We start from the raw sequence: 18,136 nt of genomic DNA on the forward strand, positions 1-18,136 counted from the left end.
CACCTAGTGGTGGGGCAAGCCTTTTTTGCTTACTTTTTTTGGCGTCTGAAAAAAAGTGAGTCGCCGTAAGGGCGGAACCCTAAGCAGCCGTTACCGCAGCAACGGATATGTACCCTATCAACAAAATCCTTGCCATCTGCCAGGCAGCCATCGCGAGCAAGCTTTGCTCCCACAGACGGATCGAGGGGTTGTCGCAGATATTTCAGCCAACACAAAACAACTGTGGGAGCGAGCTTGCTCGCGATGGCGGTGGATCAGTCGACAAAGATGCCAACTGAACCGGCGCTATCGCGAGCAAGCTCGCTCCCACAGGTTTTAAAGCAGTGACCACTCCAGGGAAGTGATCAGCCACCCTCACTCAATCAAACATTCGGGCAAGGAACCGGTGCCCAGTCGCCCAGATCCGGGTTTTTGCACATGCTGTTCACCTGAGTAGTACCCGCGCTGGCAACCTGCTTGCTTTGATCTTGCTTGGCCTTGGCGTCCTGCAAGGTCTTCTCAGTGGCGACCGCTTCTTTCGGCACGACTGGCAGCTCTTTCTTCTTCGCCGGCGTCACTTTCTTCTTGGTCTTGGTGCTGGTCTGAGCCGCCACAACCTGCGTGGTATCGGCAGTGGCCACGGTCACCACGTCAGTACGCTGCACACCCACTTGCTGCAGGTCTTTCTCGTAGGCCTGGGTGTAGTTGTTCAGGTCTTCGGACGCTTTGCCGTTGACCGCGACGATCAGGTCGTTCGACTCTTTCAGGCCCGCGACGATTTCCGCCAGGCGCTTACGGCCTTCGGTGTCGTTGATGGTCTTGGCCTTGCGGTCGGCAACCAGTTTGCTGAACGCGTTCTGGTAGCACTGCTGCGAGGTCCTGGCGTAGGCGGTGCTGCGGTCGATGTCCGAAGCGCTTTTGCTGACATCAGCCGCGTAGGAAGCGATGCGCATGTTGTCATCGGCGATCTGCTTCTGGCGCTCGGTGTAATAACCGGCGGCACCACCGGCCAAGGCGCCGCCCGCGGCACCGATGGCGGCGTTGCGACCGCGATCTTCCTTGTCAGCGGTCAGGGCGCCCAGCAGCGCCCCGCCGACCGCGCCAACGGCCGCACCGGTGACAACCGACTTGGTCATGTTGCCTTCGGTGGCGCGCAAGTGCTGCACCGGCTCGTAGCAGTTCGGGTAGTACTCGACCTTGGTGCTCGACGCGACCTTGGACGTCGGCGACGTGGCGCAGCCGGTCAGTACGGTGCTGAAGCCGACAGCGACCATCAGCAAGTGACGCTTGGAAACCGAAGCCAAAGGTTTACGGGAGAAAAGCATAGTTGTGTTCTCTTTTAAGTGTTGACCAGCTCAGCACGGCGCTATCGCCGCCTGAGTCCCTTCCAAGCTCGCTGACAACGAACACTCAAGACCGCTGAGCGTTCGATGCGAGCAATTCCTTCAATATCGCCGCCGGGTCGGCTCGTTTTTGCTGACGATAATCCCCGACATGACGAACGAATAACGTTGCACGCGCCACCAGGCTCTTGCCCAGCACCGGTTTGCGCTCCAATTCTTCCTTGATGCGCTGAAACTGCGCCTGGATCACGGCATCGGTGTAGCGCGTGCCGGTGGCCAGGTTGTCGATGTAGATCGCCACCGCGCCATCCAGCGCGCTGCGGCCGTTGTCGATGGCCGTGGCGAACAGCGTGGCGCTGGCCTCGTCCTTGGCGTCCAAGGCGGCTTGCCGACTGTTCTGCAGATTGGTCAGGCGAATGTTGTAGTTGTTGACGGTCTCGGCCACCAGGGCCGAGGACTGGATCAGGTTGCCCGCCGCTTCCTCGCGCTGCTGGGCGATGAGCGAGACGTTGCGCTTGAGCTCTTCGTTGACCAGGCCCAGTTCGGCTTGCAGGCGCGGATCGACGCTGGCGGCGATGATGCTGTCCAGGCGCTTGGTCGGGTCGTCGGCATCGTCGATGGCGTCGGTCAGCGACGCGAGCCGCCCCTCTTTCTGCCATTGGGCGAACAATTCCTTGTAGCGCGAACGCGGCGCCGACAACGCGCCGACGGCCACGCGAAAACCGGTGGTCTCGTTGCTTTGCTCGGTGCCATCGGCCGTGAACAACGGGTACTCGCGGCGCATGCCGGTGAACAGCGTGCCCTCGCCTTCCAGATAGTTGCCGCCCTTGACCACGAAGCCGCCATAGGCGCCCTGGCGGCGACCGGCATGCACCAACTGGAAGGATTCCTGGACCATCTCGGCCGCGTTGCCCACCACATCGAACAAGCCGATGGGGTTCGGCAGCTTGGTGCCGATGGGCATCAGCCGCGCCGCCTGGCCAGTGCCGCCGGCGACCTGGTTGAACACCGCCCAATCGGCCAGGGGGCCGTCGCTTTCACTGCCTTCCAGGCGTCGAGGAAACAGGCGCCCTTCCAGGTCCTGACGGCTCACAGCTTGGCCGCCACGGGCAGCGAATTCCCACTCGACTTCCGTTGGCAAGCGCACGAAACCCAGCCCGCCGTCTTCGGCGGAGGTGCCGCGACCGCTGACCGGCAGCAGGTCCTTGTGGTATTTCATCAGCCAGGCGCTGTACACCGCCGAGAAGCGCTCGGCCTCGAATTTCGACAGTTTCACCTTGGGCAAACGCCCGGCCACGCCTTGGGGCAACTCGGCTTGCAAGGTTTCGCAGGCTGGCGCCGGCTCACCGCTGGCAAGCGATTGGGCCTGTGCCATGACCTGGGCGTATTGCCGGGCCGTGACCTCGTACTTGCCAATGAAGTACAGCATCGGCTTGAGCGGCGTCTTGGCGTCGGTCTTGGGCATCAACGGCGTGATGGTCGTATTCCAATCCTTGGGCAGGTCCTTGAGGGTGAACTGGCCGTTGATGAAGTCGCGCCGGTAGCCGGAAATGAACGACTGCTGATAGCCCGCCTCGCCTTCGCTGAACGGGTAGCCGAGGCTGATCTCGCGGTCGTCCAGGGTGCCCTGGGCGAGGATGTAGACGTAGCGGAACACCATCTGGCCTTCGCACGGCAGCGGCAGGCTGACGTCGTCGGGCAATGGCTTGGGGTTGTCCAGCTTGTCCGTGGCTTCATCAGCCCATGTCAGGCTGGCGAGGCTCAGCGCCACGGCGGCGCCTAATAACTTATACATCGCGAATTCCTTCACACGCCTGGATGCGCGCCACTCGCCAGCCGCCGCAAGCCGCCGCGACGGCGCTGACGCCGAGCACGGCCACCAGGGCCAAGGTGTAGTGACGCACCAACAGATGACTGGCGTATTCGCCAGGCATCTGTGCAAATAAATAATTCAGGCCCGACTGCGCCAGGCCATACAGGCCGGCACTCAGCAGGGCCGCAAACGTGGCGCTGTAGAGCGCCTGCAACACCACGAACAGCAACAGCGCCGCGGTGGAAACCCCCAACAGGCGCAACACCGACAATTCCCGCCGCTTACGCTCGACCGCCGCCAAGGCGCCAGCAAAGATCGCCGCGAACGCGCCGGCCAAGGCCAACCCGGCGATGATCCAGAACACGATCGACAGGTTGCGGCTCAACGATTGCACTTGTGCGATGGTCTGGGCCTGGGTCGATACCAACAGGTTCTGCCCGGCGAAATACTGCCGCAGCGGCTCGACATCGCCGAGGCTGCGAGCATACAAGCGAAACGCCGGATACACGCGCTGCCCGGCCTCGCCCACCGCATCGCCCGGCCAGCCGAACGCAGGCACGGCACGGCCGTCGCGGTAATCCTCCGCCGCCTCCAGCAACGCCAACGGCGCAAACAGGCCGTCCCGGGCGAAGGCTTCCAGTGGCAGCACCTGCAGCACCTGCACGCGGGTGCGCTGGGCCTCGCTGCGACCGGCCATCTGCCGGCCGAAACTGGCCTGCAGCCAATCACCCGCCTTGGCCCCGAGTTTTTCAGCGGCGGTCTGGCTGAGCACCACTTGATCCAAGCCTTGGGGCACCGGCAAGTGATCGAACAACGGATCGTTGGCCGCGGTGGGGATCATCTCGACCGTGACAGCCGACGCCTCGCTGCTCAAATCCGCCGTGGCGGCGATCTGCCGGGTGCGCGGCAAGGCAAAGGCCACATCACCGCGCTGGCTCAATTGGTCGATGAATTCGGCACCAAAGCGACCGCCGCCCAAGGGGATGATTTCCCGGGTGGCCGGGTCGTTCTGCAAGCGCTCGGTCAGGCTGCTGACCAGGCCGAACTTCAGGCCGAACAACACCAGCAACGGCGCCACCACGGCCACCAAAGCCAGCACCGAGCAGGCCGACAGCCAGGCATCGTTGCGGTAATCCTGCCAGGCCAGGGAAGCCATCAGCGCGCCGCGCATCAGCAAGCCTCCCCGAGGGTGGCGGTGACACCGCCGTCGGCATCGCGACGGCAACTGATGCGCCGTACCTGCAAACCGCTGGCCCGGGCCAGCGCTTCGTCGTGGGTGGCAACTACGCAGCAGACGCCGTGTTCGCGGGCCTGGGCCACCAGCAACTGCATGACGCGCTCGGCGTTCAGCGGGTCGAGGGCGGCGGTCGGCTCATCGGCCAGCAACAGGCGTGGGCCGTGGGCCAACGCCCGGGCACAACTGACCCGCTGGCGTTGGCCGACGGATAAGTCCGCCGGTTTCTTGTCCAGTTGATCGGCAATGTCCAACTGCCCAGCCAGGCGCGTCACGCTAGCGTCATCCTTCAAGCCCAGCAATTTGCGCGACAACGCGATGTTGCCACGCACATCCAAAAAACCCAGCAGGCCGCCGGTTTGCAGAACATAACCCAGGTAACGGCTGCGCAGCTCGGCCAAGGTGCCCTGTTGCGACGCACGCCACAATTTGGCGATGTCCAGCGGCGTGTCGGCGGGCGTGAAATCGAACTGCCCGGCCTGATCCGGCGCCAATACCAGCGCCAGCAAGTCCAGCAAGGTGCTCTTGCCGCAACCGCTGGGGCCGACCACCGCCAGTTGTTCACCGCCGCGCAAATGCAGCCGTGGAATCACCAGGCTGTAGCGCTGGCTGCCGGCGCCCCGGCTTTTGTGCACGGCGTTCAGGGTCAGCATCACGGCAGCGTCGACAACGGAACGCGGTACAAGGCGTCGCCCGGCTCGGCGTCGCCGAAGCGCACCCAGTTGGCGAGGTCGTTGTGGAAGGTTTCGTAGAGGCGGATTTTCGAATCCAGCTCGTCGATGAAATCTTCCTGCTCGGCCACGCTCAAGGACAGCCACAGGTCCTGGGTCATGTTCAGCGACTTGCTGCGGTACGGCAGCCCTTCCAGGTACTCGCCAAGAATCCCGCCGTCGGCGAGGTTGCCGCCCTTGCGCAGGGCCGACGGGTCGCGGCTCATGTAGGCACTGGCGCTGGCGATTTCCTGGAAGAAATCCTTGGGCGAGCTCTGGGTCTTGCGGGCCGCGTCGACGATCAGTTTCAGCGACTGCTGCAGGTCGTTGAGTTGCAGCTTGGTCAGCATCACGCAGACCTGGAACGCCGGCAGCGCCGGGTTGGTCAGGTCGCGGTCGGCGGTCCAGGCGCTGACCAGTTGCGGCGCCTGGCTGGCGGATTTACGGCCCAAAAAGTCCATGTGCATCGCGTAGCCGACCGCGGCCGATTTGTCGGCCAGGCTCGGCGCGGCGCTGAGCAGCGGCACACTTTGCGGCTTGTTGCTGCGCACCTGGTGCACCAGGTCGGCGAACACCGAGCCGATCTCGTCGACCCGCTCGCCGAATTTGCGCACATCCGCGCCCGGCACCGGAATGTACAGGTCGCCGATCTGCGGGTTGGCGTCGGCGGTCAGGATCCGGTATTGGCTCTGGGCGCCGGCATGGGTTTTCTTGCCCGCGTCGCTGAGCAGGTGCAAGGCGTAGATCTTGATTTGCTTGCCCAGTGCCGCCTGGCGCACTTCGGCCTCGTTCATTTGTGTGGCGGCAAACGGATCGTTCTTGCGCAGTGCGCCGGCGTCGGTGACCAACAGGATCAAGCGCCCGCCGTAACCGGACCAGTCCATGCCTTCGACGGCTTCCATGACCCCGGCGAACGCATCTTCGTTGAACGAATGGCTCGACACCGTGGAGGCCTTGACCTGCCGCGCCAGCGCCATGAAGCGTCGCGGGTCGCGGCCCTGTTCGAGGGTGATCAAGGTCTTGGCGACGTATTCCAGGCCTGGGGTTTTCTGGATGCTGCTGCGGAAACCCACCATGCCGAAACTGACACTGTCCAACTCGCCGCGCTCGGCGATGCGGGTTTGCAGTTGATGGACCACATCGCGCACCTGGTCGATGTAGGGCTGCATCGACACGGTGGTGTCCACCACCAGCACTACGGCGGTGCGGAATGCATCGGCGTTGGCAGTGGTGATCGGCGTGTTGTTGTTCGAAGCCCTCGGCGTGTTGCCTGGGTCGATGGAGGCGACATTCAGCAACTGCACCGGCTGGCCGTTCTCATCGAGGCTCTCGCGGGAATCGAAGATCGGCAACAGGTAGAACTGGCTCTGCGGCACGGCGCTGGCGGCCGGTTCCAGGGCCAGCACTTGTTGGTCTTCCTGGGGGCTCTGCTGGGCCTTGAGCAGCACGTTCTTGGCCGCCGAAGGGTTAGCCAGGAGCTTTTCCACCTCGCCGGGCTGACGCAGGAACATCACCGGCGCACGGCCGGAACGTTCAGTGAACTTGAGCACCAGGCTCTGCTTCCAGTCGCTGACCTGGGCGGCGGGCAACCAGCCGTCGCTGCGCCCGTCAGTGGCCGCGCCGACGCGCACCCAGGCGCTGCCGTCCACGTCCTTGCGCTGGTACACGTACAACACCGAAAACGCTGGCAGGGCCTTGCCCGGTGCGGCGCCCGGCGCCTCGGCGAGTTTCGCCCCCGGCTTGCTGAGCACGCGCTGGAACAGGGTTTTCTTGCCGGCCATCAAGAGCGGACGCTGGCCGCCATCGGCCTCGGTCGCCACGGGGGGCTGAGCCGCAGGGACGACGGGCGGTTTGACCGCTGGCACTTCCGGGGCCTTCGGCGGCTTCACTTCCGGTGGCTTGACCGAGGTGTTCGTGGCCACGGGCGTCTTCACGTCCTTGCCATCGTCACCGTCCAACCACCAATAACCCGCGCCACCCAACGCCAACGCCACGGCAACCGCGACGGCGGCCAGGGCGAACACCGGCCCCTTGCGCTGTTCCGACACCGAGGACTGAACCGTCGGTTTTATCGGCGGCGGAACGGGTTTGGACTGCGGTAGTGACGGCGGAGGGGAATAAGCCGGGCCGCTGGGAATGTCGATGGACATGGGCGTCAAGCCCGCCAAGTCATCCACCGCAGGCGGCGTGGCCGGCAATTCAAACGACAACGGCCGGATCAGCGTCGCTTCCGCCGATGCCTCAGGCAGGTTATCCAACGCCCGCAGCAACGCCGCCGCATCCGGGAAACGCTCCGCCGGGTCCTTCGCCAGCAACTTGCGCAACACGTCCTGGTAACGGCCGTGATGCACCGGCAACTCCGGCAACGGCTCGGTCAGGTGCGCCAGGGCCGTGGAAAGTGCGTCATTGCCGGTGTACGGCAGTTTGCCGACGAGGATTTCGTAGAGCACCACGCCCAGGGCGTACAGGTCGGCACGGCCGTCGATGTCTTGCCCACGGGCCTGTTCCGGGCTCATGTAGCTCGGCGTACCCACAGCAAAACCAGCCTGGGTGAACTGAGTACGGTCATCGAGGGACTTGGCGATGCCGAAGTCCGAGAGCACCGCCGTGCCATCGGCGCGGAACAGGATGTTGGCCGGCTTGACATCACGGTGGACCAGGCCCAAACCGTGGGCATAACCCAGTGCCGAAGCGATCTGGCGAATGTAGGTCAGGCCCTGCTCCGGCGTCAGGCCCGCGGCGATGCGTTCCTTGAGCGTGCCGTTGGGCAGGTATTCCATCGCCATGTAATACAGCTCACCGACGTTGCCGATGTCATGGATGGTGACGGTGTGCGGATGCGACAAGCGCGCCAGGGTCTTGCCTTCGCGCAGGAAACGCTCGCAGAAAGTCGGGTCGGCGGCCAGGGCGGCGGCCATGACTTTCAACGCCACCTTGCGCTCCAGCGAACGCTGGGTCGCCAGGTACACGCTGGCCATCGCACCTTCGCCGATCGGCCCTTCGATGTCGTAGCCGGGGATGACAATGTTCAAGGTCAAGCTCATGACGGCACCTTCACGACCACCACGGTGATGTTGTCCGGCGCGCCGCGCATCAGGCCCAGGGACACCAGGCTGCTGGCGATTTCGCCGGGCTCGTCGTGGCTCAACACTTCGCGGATTTCATCGTCCTCGACGGTCTTGGTCAGCCCGTCGCTGCACAACAAGTAGCTGTCGCCAGGCACCAGCAGCAGTTCGGTCAGCGCCACGTTCAGTTGCGCCTCGACGCCGATGGCCCGGGTGACGATGTTGGCCCGTGGATGCACGCGCGCCTCGGCTTCGCTGAGCAGGCCGCTGTCCTGCAAGTCCTGGACATAGCTGTGGTCCCGGGAGATGCCTTCGAGCACGCCGTCGCGCAGGCGATACAAACGGCTGTCACCGGCCCACAGGCACATGCCACGCAGGTCGCGGACGGCCAGCACCACCACGGTGCTGCCCATCATCGTCACGCCACGGTTGGCGGTTTCTTCCCGCACGGCGGCGTTGACCCGCAGCAGGTCGCTTTGCAGCGCCGCGACGTATTCGTCCAGCGAACGCCCCACGGCAATGCCGCGCAGGCTGTCGACGATCAGGCTGCTGACGTAGTCGCCCGCCGCGTGCCCGCCCATGCCGTCGGCCACGACCCAGAGGCCGTTTTCCGGCAGGTCCAGGCAGGCGTCTTCATTGACCTGGCGGACCATCCCGACATGGCTCTTGCTTGCAGACTTGATTGCTTTTCCGGCACTTGGACGCATCTACACAACACCTTCTTGGCCGAGCAAAAATTGCGCAAAATCAGCCGCCGCCGGCAATCCCTGGCAGCGCATCAAACCCGGGGCAATGCGCTCCGATCCCTGGCCCCACCACAGGCTCACGCCTTCACAGGCCGCCTCGGCCAGGGCGCTCATGCGCCGCTGCGGGTCGCTGGCATCGAAGCGATGCAGGCTGGCGAAACGGCTGCTCGGCGTGCGCGGCAGGTACATCGGGCTGCCGAGGGTTTCCAGTTGTTCGTTGAACGCCTCGAAACTGGCCTCGACGCTCAACGTACTCAACAACAGGTTCTCGACCCGCTCGAACCACTCGTCCGCGCCGCCCACCACCGAGGCCGGGTCCGCGTCGGGCTCCAGCAGCACGGCAATGGTCAGCGGGAAATAACGACCGACCCGATCGATGCTCGGCATCACCACCCCAACAGCGGCGTCCGGGCCACACACTCCTGGCGCGACCATGAAGCGCCACAACGGGCTGACGAGATAGGCGTCCAGCCAGCGCTCGCCGAGGCTGGTCTGGCTGGCGAGCAAACCCGCCGCCAGCCACGAATCCCACGGGCCGATAAAGCCCTGGGGCAAGCCTCGGCTGACGAAATCGCCGCGGCTGGCCAACTTTCCATAGAAGCCCGGTGTACTCATAGCCGCTCCGGCAGGCTGAAGCCGCTGAGCACCCGGCTCTTGAACGGGTTGAAGGCGCTGTTGGCCCGCAGCTCATAAGAGGCGCTGGCGCCATCGACCCGCAGCCGCAGGTTGAAGCGATCCGGCGAGTTGCCGGCGGTCAGGTCCGATTGCTCCAGCAGGCGGAACCAGGCCCACGGCCCATCCAGGGTGATGCCGGAGCGACCGTTGGACGACGGCGGCATGATCGAGATCCGCACCACGCCGATGCTGCCCGGGTTCGGCCACTGCATGGCGGTCGGGCGGCTCGGGCCGTGGTCGTAGCTCAATTGCTGGCCGTCGAGGTCGAGCAGGAACTGGGTGATGGTCGAGTCCATCGCCACCGGCTTGAGTTCGAAACGCACCATTGGCTGGGTGCCGCCGGAACGGAAGAACGCATCGCGAATGGTCGCCGCGCGCTGGAAGGTCTGCAGCACGCCGGGGGCGATGCCGAGCTTCTGCGCCGCGCCCGGCTGCCAGCGCCAGGTCGGGGTCGAGGTGTCGACATAGGGTTGCAGGTACTTGCGGAAGTAGTTGTCCATCACCCCGCCGACGCCGAAGAACTGGCCGAAGTCATCCAGGGTCGCGTCCCGCGCGCTGCCTGGCGACATCGGATAGCGCCCGGCCAGGGACTGGCGATAGATGTTCACCACTTCGCTGGTCCAGGCGGCGTTCAGTTGATTGCGCACCCCGCCCATCATGCTGTTGGTGGTGGAGTTGACCACCGACTTGACCAGGCCCTGCACCAGCGGCGGCTGGCGTTCGGCGTTGAGGCTGACGCGGGTGGCGGCGGCCGAGGCCTGGTTCTTGGCTTCGCCGAGCAAGGCGTCGCCGCTGGCACCGACCATGGCGCTGACCTGCACGTACAAGGCGTTCATGTCCGCCAGCAAGCCGTCGATGGCTGCCGGCTCGCCTTCGCTTTTGCTGACGATGCTGTTGAGTTCGGCGAAGTGCGCGGTGATCGGGTCATCGCTGGCCGTCGGCGCGCTTGACGTCGCCTGTTCCTGCCCGAGCAAGCTGCCCAGGCGTTCCTTGAGCTTATCCACACCGCCTTCTACCGGCGCACCTTGGGCGGCCAGCAGGCGCTCATCCTGTTGCAGGTCGGTTTCCTTCGCCACCGCCACCAGCAGCTTTTTCAACGGCGAGGTCGGGCCGGAAATCACCCGCAGCACATCGGCGGCCTGGGCCACGCTGGTGATCGGCACGAAGTCGATGTCGGCCAGCAAGGCGTCCCATTGGCGCAGATAGTCCTGGAAGTACAGGCGACGCACGTCGGCGGCCAGGCTGGCGACGTTCTGCTGGTCGGCCTCTTCGTGGCCCAGCACCCATTGCTCTTCGGCCAGGGTGCCGGTCTGGCTCAGGCTGCTGAGCAAGAAACCCTGGCGGTAGCCCTTGACGGTGAAGAACCCGCTCAAGGGTTCGCCCAATGGCTTGCCGCTCTTGCGGCTGAACACCAGCGCGGCGTCACGCCCGGCGGCTTCGTTGATGCGGAAGTCCGGGATGCCTTCGGGCAGTTTCTGGCGCTTGATTCGGTCATAGACCCGCTGGGCCACCGGCAATTGCTGCAACTGGCGGCGCAGGTCTTCGACCAGGCGTGGGTCGAGGCGCGCGAGGGGCGGACGCCGTTCGAACAGCGCCTGCAAATGCCCGGTCAGGGCCTGGCGCTGCTCGGCCGGCAAGTCCCGCGGCAGGCTGCGGTCCCAATCCAGGGCGATCCAGGCCTTGATGAAGTCGGCGTCGTAATGCTCGGTGTCGGCGAGCATCAGGTAGGCCTTCAAGCCTTCATAGAGAAAATCCGAATTGCCGCCGCTGTGCAGTTGCTCTTCGATGCGCGTCAGCAGGCGTGGCGCGAACACCGCGATCAGCAGCTTGCGATAGACGCTGCCGGACTCGGCTTCAAGCATGTCCCCTTGGTACAGGCCCAGGCCTTCGGCCCAGCTCGGGGCGTCGTCGGCCAGGTGCTTCACGGCGTTGAGCAGCGGCAACACGGCGAGCACATCCCGTTGTGCCGGGCTGAGGTTCTGCACGGTCTGGCCCAATGGCGCGACCTTCTGATCGACCTGGGCGATGTAGGCCTGGTTGGCGCGGTAGCTGACCCACCACAACGTGCTGACCACCAGCACCAACACCACGGTGGAGGCCAGCACACCGCGGGCGATCCATTTACGCCGACGCTCGACTTTCGGGTCGACGCCCACCAGCCCACGCTCGGCGAAAGCCACAGCGGTAAAGAGTTTTTCGATGAAGTAGCTGCGCCCGGTGCCGGTCTGGCGCGCCAAGTGCTGGCGGTCCAGGTTCATGCTTTGGGCCATGGAGCCGATCAGGCGGTCGATCGGGCTGCCTTCCTGGGTGCCGCTGGTGAAATACACACCGCGCAGCAACACCCGCTCTTCGAAGGCGTTGGGTTTGAACACGCCTTCGAGGAAGCTTTGCAGGCAATCCTTCAAGGCGCCGAACTGCTGCGGGAAGCCATAGATCAGATCACGCCGCGCCGGGTCACGCTCTTGTTGCAGGCGCTCCACCAGGCGGTCGTTGAGGCGCTGCTCAAGGCCGGTGAATTCGCTTTGCAGGTGCGCCAGCGGGCTGTCGTTGCTCTTGCCGTCGTCCAGGGCGAAGGTCATGCCCCAGACCTGGGCGCGCTCTTCCTTGCTCAGGGTGTCGAAATACTCCATGAACCCGGGCACGAGGTCGAGCTTGGTGAGCATCAGGTAGATCGGGAAGCGCACGCCCAGTTGGGTGTACAACTCCTGAATCCGCAAGCGAATCGCCGCGGCATGGGCGGCGCGCTCGGCGTCGCTGCCCAGCAGCAGGTCGGACAGGCTGATGGCGATGAACGCCCCGTCAATCGGACGTCGGGCCCGTTGTTTTTTCAGCAGGCCGAGGAAGCCCAGCCACGCGGCCTTGTCGATGGTCGCGTCGCTGTCCTGGGTGGTGTAGCGGCCGGCGGTGTCGAGCAGGACCGCCTGGTCGGTGAACCACCAATCGCAATTGCGCGTACCGCCGACACCGCGCACGGCACCGGCGCCCAATTGCGCGGCCAGCGGGAAATGCAGCCCGGAGTTGACCAGGGCGGTGGTCTTGCCCGAACCCGGCGGGCCGATGATCACGTACCACGGCAGCTCGTAGAGGTTACGGCGCTCGTCGCCGCCCAGCTTGGCTTTCTTGAGCAAGGCCAAGGCTTCGTCCATGCGCTGGCGCAGGGTTTCGAGTTCTTCGGCGGTGGCGATGCTGGTCGGGTCCGGCGGGGTTTGCGCGGCCAGGCTGCGCATCACTTCGGCGGCCTGACGGCGGGCCTGGATAATGCGGAACACCCGGTAGGCGATCCACACCGCGAACACCAAGATGATCAAGGCCCAGCGCCGGCCTTCGGGCACCAGCCAATCGAGCAGCGGGCCGACGAACCAGATGATCAGGCTCAGGGCGATCAGCCCCAGCAATGGGATGACCCAGCGGGTCATAAAACTGAAAAACGCCTTCACTCGACCCCCTCCGCCAATACTGTGATTTCAACCCGACGATTGCGCGCACGCCCCTCTGTGGTGGCGTTGGACGCCAGCGGCTCGGTGTCGCTGCGGCCTTCGGCGCTGAAGCGCTCGGGCTGGCCGGTCTTGGCCGAGAGAATTTGCAGCACCGATTGCGCCCGCGCTTCGGACAACGCCCAGTTGGACGGGAACCGGAGGGTGGCGATCGGCCGATTGTCGCTGTGGCCGGTGACCAGGACCTGACCCTTGACCTTGCGCACCGCATCGGCGATACGCAGCATCAACGGCTGGAAATCGTCCTTGATGCTGGCGCTGCCCGAGGCGAACAGCTCATCGCCACGGATGGTCACCACCGAGCGGTCGACGGCATCTTCCACCGCAATGCGGTTGGCGCGGATTTCGTCGGCAAGGAAGCCGGCCAGGCGTGGGCGCTCGATCACTTTCGGCTGCACCACGGGACGGTCGATGGTCTGCACCGGGATCTCACCGAGGAAATGAATGTTCTTGAACACCGGCTCGGCATCGGAGGCCAGTTTCATGCGCAGGCCGAACAGTAACGCCAGCAGCAGGGCCACACCGATGGCCACGGCGATCCACGGCGGCATGAATTGCGCCAGGCGATCGCGGGCCACGGTGACCCCGCGCCAGTGCGGCGACAGCTCGCGCTCGTAGTCGCCCCGGGCGCTGCGGATCACCGCGCTGGTGCGCTCACGCAACGCTTCCAGTTGGCTGCGACCGTCGTTCATTACCCGGTAGCGCCCTTCGAAACCGAGGCACATGCACAGGTACAGCAACTCCAGCAGATACAGGCGCTCGCGGGGGCTTTGCAGGCAATGCTCCAGCAACTGGAACACCTTCTCGCCGCCCCAGGCTTCGTTGTGCACGGTGATCAGCAGGCTTTGCTTGCCCCAGTCGCTGGTGCCGCCCCATGGGGTGCTCAACACCGCTTCGTCCAGGGCGGTGCACAAGGCGTAGCGGGCCAGCAACACATCGTTGCGCACCACGCCGGCGGCCTCGGCGCGCTCTTCGAATTGGCGCAGGTAGGCCAGCAGTTGCGCACGCAAACTGGCCGGCGCCGGGTGGGCGATGGTGTTGCGCAGGCGCGTCAGCAAGGCCAGCAACGGACCGGCGGCGCTTTCCAGCGGGTTGAGGCCCTGGGCCTTGCCGGTCAGGACCGGCGCGGCCGGCATCGACAGCGGCGCGGACGCCGGCGCAGGCTGGGGCCGGCCAGGGTCCGGGCGAAAGGGATCGGCGCCACGGCCACCGGGCGTCGGCATGAACTGGGTACGATCGTCGTTGCTCATCGCGGTTTATCCTCGGATCGCCCAGAACGCCAGGTTCAGTCCAGGGAACTGGCCGGCGATGTGGAACGCAAAACCGCCGGAGTTGCTCAACTGCTGCCAGTGGTCGCTGCCCCGATCGAGTTCGTAGTAGGTGGAACCGGCGTGGTACGGCAACTGCCGTGGCGCCACCGGCAACGGCAACAGGCCGATGCCCGGCAATTGCAGATTGACCAGGTCGCGGATGTGTTCCACCGAACCGACCTTGCTCTGCTGGCCGAAGCGGCTGCGCAGGGTTTCGGCCGGCACGTCGGCGCGCACCACCAGGATGAAACTGGCGCTGTCGAGCAGGGTCTTGTCGGCCAGCATCGCCACGTGGATGCCGTAGGCTTTTTCGACAATCGGAATCGGCGTCGCCTTGCTGTCGATCAACATCGACAGGGCTTCGCGCAGGGCCTGCATCACTGGCGCGTAGCTGAGCGCCAGGTCATCGTGCTGGTAAGGCGGGTACTGTTGCGGTCGTCGCCCGGAGGCGGTGAACGTGGAGAACTCCCCGGCCAGGCTCACCAGTTCGCTGTAGAAACGCTCGGGGTGCAGCGGGCTCAACTGGCTCAGGTGCTGGATCAGCGGCTGGGCGCGGTTGACCAGTTGCAACAGCATGAAGTCGGCAATTTCCGAGGCGCCACCGGCACCCGACGCCACCACCCGCCCGGCCAGGGCTTCGCCACGCTGGTGCAACAGGCCCAGCAATTCGCTGCGAAACGCCGCCAACGGTTTGGAGGCGATGACATCCAGCAGCGGCGGAATGTAGGCGTCGTCGAGCACCAGCGCACGGTCGGCGCGTTTTTCCTTGATGCGCACCACCCCGATCGCGGCGTAGTCGCCGATGCCATCCTGTTCGGTCAACAACCGCAGCGCCCGGGAGCCGAGGGCCACCGGCGCGCGGTTTTCGAACGGTGCGTTGTCGTCGCGCACTTCGCAGACCTGGCTCACATACCGCGCAGCGCCGAGCTCTTCGCCTTCATCCACGGTGTCGCGGGCACCGGCACGCTTGAGTGGCAAGGCCAGGTACACCAGGCCATCGCGCAGGTTGTCATCGACGTTCAGCGGGGTTGGCGCCAGGTCATCCTGGGGAATATTGAACGGCGTACCGTCCGGCAACAGGCCCCGCGCCGAGATGATCGCCAGCTTGCCCTGGGCCAGCAGGCCCTGGTCGATCAGCAATTCGGAAAAACCCCAGGCGCCGGCCGACAACGGGCGGCTGCGGGCGTCGATGAGGTTTTCCAGGTAACGGTCATGCTGTTGGAAGTGCTGCGTTCCAATGAACATGCCTTCCGACCAGACCACGCGATTGTTCCAGGACATGGGGGCTCCGATTGCTTATTGGGCAGGGCTGGATGGGGGAACGACGACGGCGCTGCGCACGGCGCGCACATCGAGGCTGATCTGGTATTCGGTGTATTCGCGCGCCGGGACATTCATCACCGTGCGCCACAGCGACTGGTCCAGCTCGCGATAGCCCACCAGTATTCCAATGTGCCGCGTGGCCGGGTCGAGGTCGCGTTGCAGGCTCAGTTGCTGACCGGGCTGGATCAGCACCTCGTCCTGGTCGATCAGGTCGGCGCCCAGCGTGGCCTGGGCCCGTTCGGCCAAGGCGAAATAATCGGAGCGGCCGAAGGTCGCGGCATTTTTCAGTTCGAAAATGCGCACCCGGACCGGGGCCGGTTGGCCGGTGGCGCCGGGGTTGAGGCCGGCAATGGCATGGAAATGCAGCTCGATGGCGGCGGTGTCGGCCTCAGCTTCTTCGGGCTGGGGGTTGGCCGCATCCTTGGCGCACGCCGTCAGCAGAAGCGCGGTGGCAACTGCGAGTAAAAACCTGGGAATCATCCTGCGTCCTCAATGACGTTTGAGCTATCCGTTGTGGGCTTATCAGTATTGTTATAAGGCGACGCCGCTCAACGGCGTCGCTGTCGCGTGCTGTGTTCTTCGTAGGCGCGACTGAACTCGCGACCGAACAGGTCCTGGAAATCCTCCTGGGCTTCCCGGGAAATGTTGCTGTAGAGCTCGGTGAATTGCTGCCAGTACTGGGCCTGTCGCGAGCCGCTGAAAATACCCGACAGTCCGCCGGGCTTGGCCATGCGCTCTTCCAGTTGCGACGGCTCGAAGCGCCCCAGCAAATGCTTGATGGCCGCCTCAACACCGGCCATCACCGCCAACTGGTGCGCCCGCAAGTCATCGAAACTGTCGCGCACCGCCGCGTCCGGGGCCATGAACGCCTGGTTGCCGTGGCGCAACAGCAACAACAGGGCTTCATCGACATTGGGGGCGAACTTCAGCGGGTTGTTTTCCACCGGCTGGATCATCGTCTGCTGGATACGGAATTCACCCTTGAGGCTGCTGCGGGCGCGCAGGACATCGATCAGGCCTTCGACCATCAACCGATAACTGCGCCCGATGTTTTCCATCTGCGCTTCGGCGTTGGCCTTGTCCAGGCGCAACTGGTCCAGCCCGGCACCGCGCAGGAAGGCTTGCAGCAAGTCGGGCTGGGCAGACTCGGCCGGAGCAGTCGGACTTACTGGAGCCATCGGGGTAACCGGAGCAACTGGCGCAACTGGCGGTGCGACCGAGGGCTCGACGCGGGTGACCGATGCTTCAGGCACGGGGGCCGGCGGCGGTGCAATGATGTCAGCAAAGATGTCGGCGAGCGGCGGCTGCGCAACAGGCGTCGCGACTGGCTCGACCACCGGCGGTAACGGCACCGGCGGCGGGGCCACGGGCAGCGGCGCAACCGCCACCGGCGCAGGCTTGTCGCTGAACGGGTCCCAGTCGTCCGGAATCATCGAGGCGGACGGCGCTATCACTGGCTCGATCACCGGCGGCGGGCTCGGCTGGGTAATCGGCGTCGGCGGGCGGAAATTGTGTTGCTCGGCCGGGACATGGTCAGGCTGGGTGGCCGGCGGGACGCTGCTCGGCGCCAAGAAATCGAACAGGTCCGGCAGCGTGTCCATGGCCGACACACCCTGGAAATGCGCAGGTACTTGGACCGGCGATGGTCCGGGAACCGGCGACGGCGCATACACCGGCGCGCTCTGTTGCCCCATCAAGGCCTCGAAACTGCTGGGGGACTCGGCGAACGGGTTGCTGTCGGTGACCGGCAGGCTGAAATCCACGCGAGCCTGGATTTCATAATCACCAATGCGGATCACTTCGCCGTCTTGCAGGGGTTCGCTGTTGCCCTTGCGCAGGCGCACGCCGGCCTTGACCAATTCCACACCATTGGTGCTGTTATCGGTCAAGTAATAACGCCCGTCTTTGTATTGGATAACGCAATGTTTACCGGAAACCAGACGCTCGGGGTCCGGTAATACCCAGTCATTATCGGAATTGCGGCCAATTGCCATCACCCCCTGGTCCATGGACTTTTCAGAACACTGGCCTGGGGTAATTTTGTGATAACTAGTGATAGTCAAACACAGCGGCATCTTGCCTCCTTGCTGAATACTTCGCGCGCGGGCGGGAGTAAGGGTTTGAAGCCCTGACGACCCGCCGGCAACCTTGCCAACAACCGTGGGAACGGCTTTTTGCCAGCATGATTGCTGATCATAACCGGCTTGCGTGACAAAAACCCCACGTCAGTTGCCGCTTCGACCGGTGGGTCGGGCAGGCTGTTAAGCGCATCACAACTGTTACATAGGGCATACACAGGCGAAATAGCTTACCTTGACAAGCGATAAGTACTACACCAAAAATGCACAACTTCTTGAATATACATGATGGCACTTTAAAATCATCGCAGATCTAAAGGGCCATTACCGTCAAGGAACATGTGGAGTTTCATCCGAAACTTGCGT

The 18,136-nt window shown here is 64.5% G+C and carries 12 protein-coding genes; all 12 read right to left on the reverse strand.

The features are described from left to right. Positions 1-362: 362 nt before the first annotated feature. Positions 363-1,304 (reverse strand): type VI secretion system-associated lipoprotein TagQ, encoded by a 942-nt coding sequence (gene tagQ / locus J3P85_RS28855; RefSeq protein WP_434704305.1) that lies wholly within the window; start codon positions 1,302-1,304, stop codon positions 363-365. Between the two features lie 85 nt (positions 1,305-1,389). Then, positions 1,390-3,117, reverse strand: a complete 1,728-nt coding sequence (locus tag J3P85_RS28860) for a formylglycine-generating enzyme family protein (RefSeq protein ID WP_434704306.1) — start codon at positions 3,115-3,117, stop codon at positions 1,390-1,392. After that, positions 3,110-4,306: an ABC transporter permease gene (locus tag J3P85_RS28865; protein WP_434704307.1), complete on the reverse strand. Its 1,197-nt coding sequence runs from the start codon at positions 4,304-4,306 to the stop codon at positions 3,110-3,112. The genes J3P85_RS28860 and J3P85_RS28865 overlap by 8 nt, the downstream gene beginning before the upstream one ends. Then, a complete protein-coding gene (locus J3P85_RS28870; RefSeq protein WP_434706438.1) occupies positions 4,306-5,022 on the reverse strand; it encodes an ABC transporter ATP-binding protein in 717 nt (238 codons plus the stop codon). The genes J3P85_RS28865 and J3P85_RS28870 overlap by 1 nt, the downstream gene beginning before the upstream one ends. Then, the gene (locus J3P85_RS28875) at positions 5,022-8,123 is read right to left on the reverse strand and encodes a serine/threonine-protein kinase (RefSeq protein ID WP_434704308.1); all 3,102 of its coding nucleotides are present in this window, start codon (positions 8,121-8,123) and stop codon (positions 5,022-5,024) included. Before J3P85_RS28875 ends, J3P85_RS28870 begins: the two co-directional genes overlap by 1 nt. After that, a complete protein-coding gene (locus tag J3P85_RS28880; RefSeq protein WP_186710243.1) occupies positions 8,120-8,851 on the reverse strand; it encodes a PP2C family protein-serine/threonine phosphatase in 732 nt (243 codons plus the stop codon). The genes J3P85_RS28875 and J3P85_RS28880 overlap by 4 nt, the downstream gene beginning before the upstream one ends. Then, positions 8,852-9,505, reverse strand: coding sequence for a type VI secretion system-associated protein TagF (gene tagF, locus J3P85_RS28885; protein ID WP_411385963.1), 654 nt, complete (start codon positions 9,503-9,505; stop codon positions 8,852-8,854). Next, complete coding sequence (gene tssM / locus J3P85_RS28890; protein WP_434704309.1) at positions 9,502-13,002, reverse strand: type VI secretion system membrane subunit TssM; 3,501 nt, start codon at positions 13,000-13,002, stop codon at positions 9,502-9,504. The genes tagF and tssM overlap by 4 nt, the downstream gene beginning before the upstream one ends. Further along, a complete protein-coding gene (locus tag J3P85_RS28895; RefSeq protein ID WP_411385965.1) occupies positions 12,999-14,309 on the reverse strand; it encodes a DotU family type VI secretion system protein in 1,311 nt (436 codons plus the stop codon). Before J3P85_RS28895 ends, tssM begins: the two co-directional genes overlap by 4 nt. A gap of 6 nt (positions 14,310-14,315) precedes the next feature. Beyond that, the gene (gene tssK / locus J3P85_RS28900) at positions 14,316-15,650 is read right to left on the reverse strand and encodes a type VI secretion system baseplate subunit TssK (protein ID WP_434704310.1); all 1,335 of its coding nucleotides are present in this window, start codon (positions 15,648-15,650) and stop codon (positions 14,316-14,318) included. A gap of 15 nt (positions 15,651-15,665) precedes the next feature. Beyond that, entirely contained in the window at positions 15,666-16,172 is a 507-nt protein-coding gene (gene tssJ, locus J3P85_RS28905; protein ID WP_060740022.1) for a type VI secretion system lipoprotein TssJ, read from the reverse strand. A gap of 68 nt (positions 16,173-16,240) precedes the next feature. Continuing rightward, positions 16,241-17,767, reverse strand: a complete 1,527-nt coding sequence (gene tagH / locus J3P85_RS28910) for a type VI secretion system-associated FHA domain protein TagH (RefSeq protein ID WP_434704311.1) — start codon at positions 17,765-17,767, stop codon at positions 16,241-16,243. Positions 17,768-18,136 lie beyond the last annotated feature (369 nt).

It is taken from the genome of Pseudomonas sp. Z1-12, assembly GCF_051132015.1.
GTDB classification, from domain to species: Bacteria; Pseudomonadota; Gammaproteobacteria; order Pseudomonadales; family Pseudomonadaceae; genus Aquipseudomonas; species Aquipseudomonas zanjanensis.

What these genes read in the sequence shown, in the direction of transcription:
- tagQ (WP_434704305.1), bottom strand. Translation starts at nt 1,304, where the DNA reads ATGCTTTTCTCCCGTAAACCTTTGGCTTCGGTTTCCAAGCGTCACTTG.
- J3P85_RS28860 (WP_434704306.1), bottom strand. Translation starts at nt 3,117, where the DNA reads ATGTATAAGTTATTAGGCGCCGCCGTGGCGCTGAGCCTCGCCAGCCTG.
- J3P85_RS28865 (WP_434704307.1), bottom strand. Translation starts at nt 4,306, where the DNA reads ATGCGCGGCGCGCTGATGGCTTCCCTGGCCTGGCAGGATTACCGCAAC.
- J3P85_RS28870 (WP_434706438.1), bottom strand. Translation starts at nt 5,022, where the DNA reads ATGCTGACCCTGAACGCCGTGCACAAAAGCCGGGGCGCCGGCAGCCAG.
- J3P85_RS28875 (WP_434704308.1), bottom strand. Translation starts at nt 8,123, where the DNA reads ATGAGCTTGACCTTGAACATTGTCATCCCCGGCTACGACATCGAAGGG.
- J3P85_RS28880 (WP_186710243.1), bottom strand. Translation starts at nt 8,851, where the DNA reads ATGCGTCCAAGTGCCGGAAAAGCAATCAAGTCTGCAAGCAAGAGCCAT.
- tagF (WP_411385963.1), bottom strand. Translation starts at nt 9,505, where the DNA reads ATGAGTACACCGGGCTTCTATGGAAAGTTGGCCAGCCGCGGCGATTTC.
- J3P85_RS28895 (WP_411385965.1), bottom strand. Translation starts at nt 14,309, where the DNA reads ATGAGCAACGACGATCGTACCCAGTTCATGCCGACGCCCGGTGGCCGT.
- tssK (WP_434704310.1), bottom strand. Translation starts at nt 15,650, where the DNA reads ATGTCCTGGAACAATCGCGTGGTCTGGTCGGAAGGCATGTTCATTGGA.
- tssJ (WP_060740022.1), bottom strand. Translation starts at nt 16,172, where the DNA reads ATGATTCCCAGGTTTTTACTCGCAGTTGCCACCGCGCTTCTGCTGACG.
- tagH (WP_434704311.1), bottom strand. Translation starts at nt 17,767, where the DNA reads ATGCCGCTGTGTTTGACTATCACTAGTTATCACAAAATTACCCCAGGC.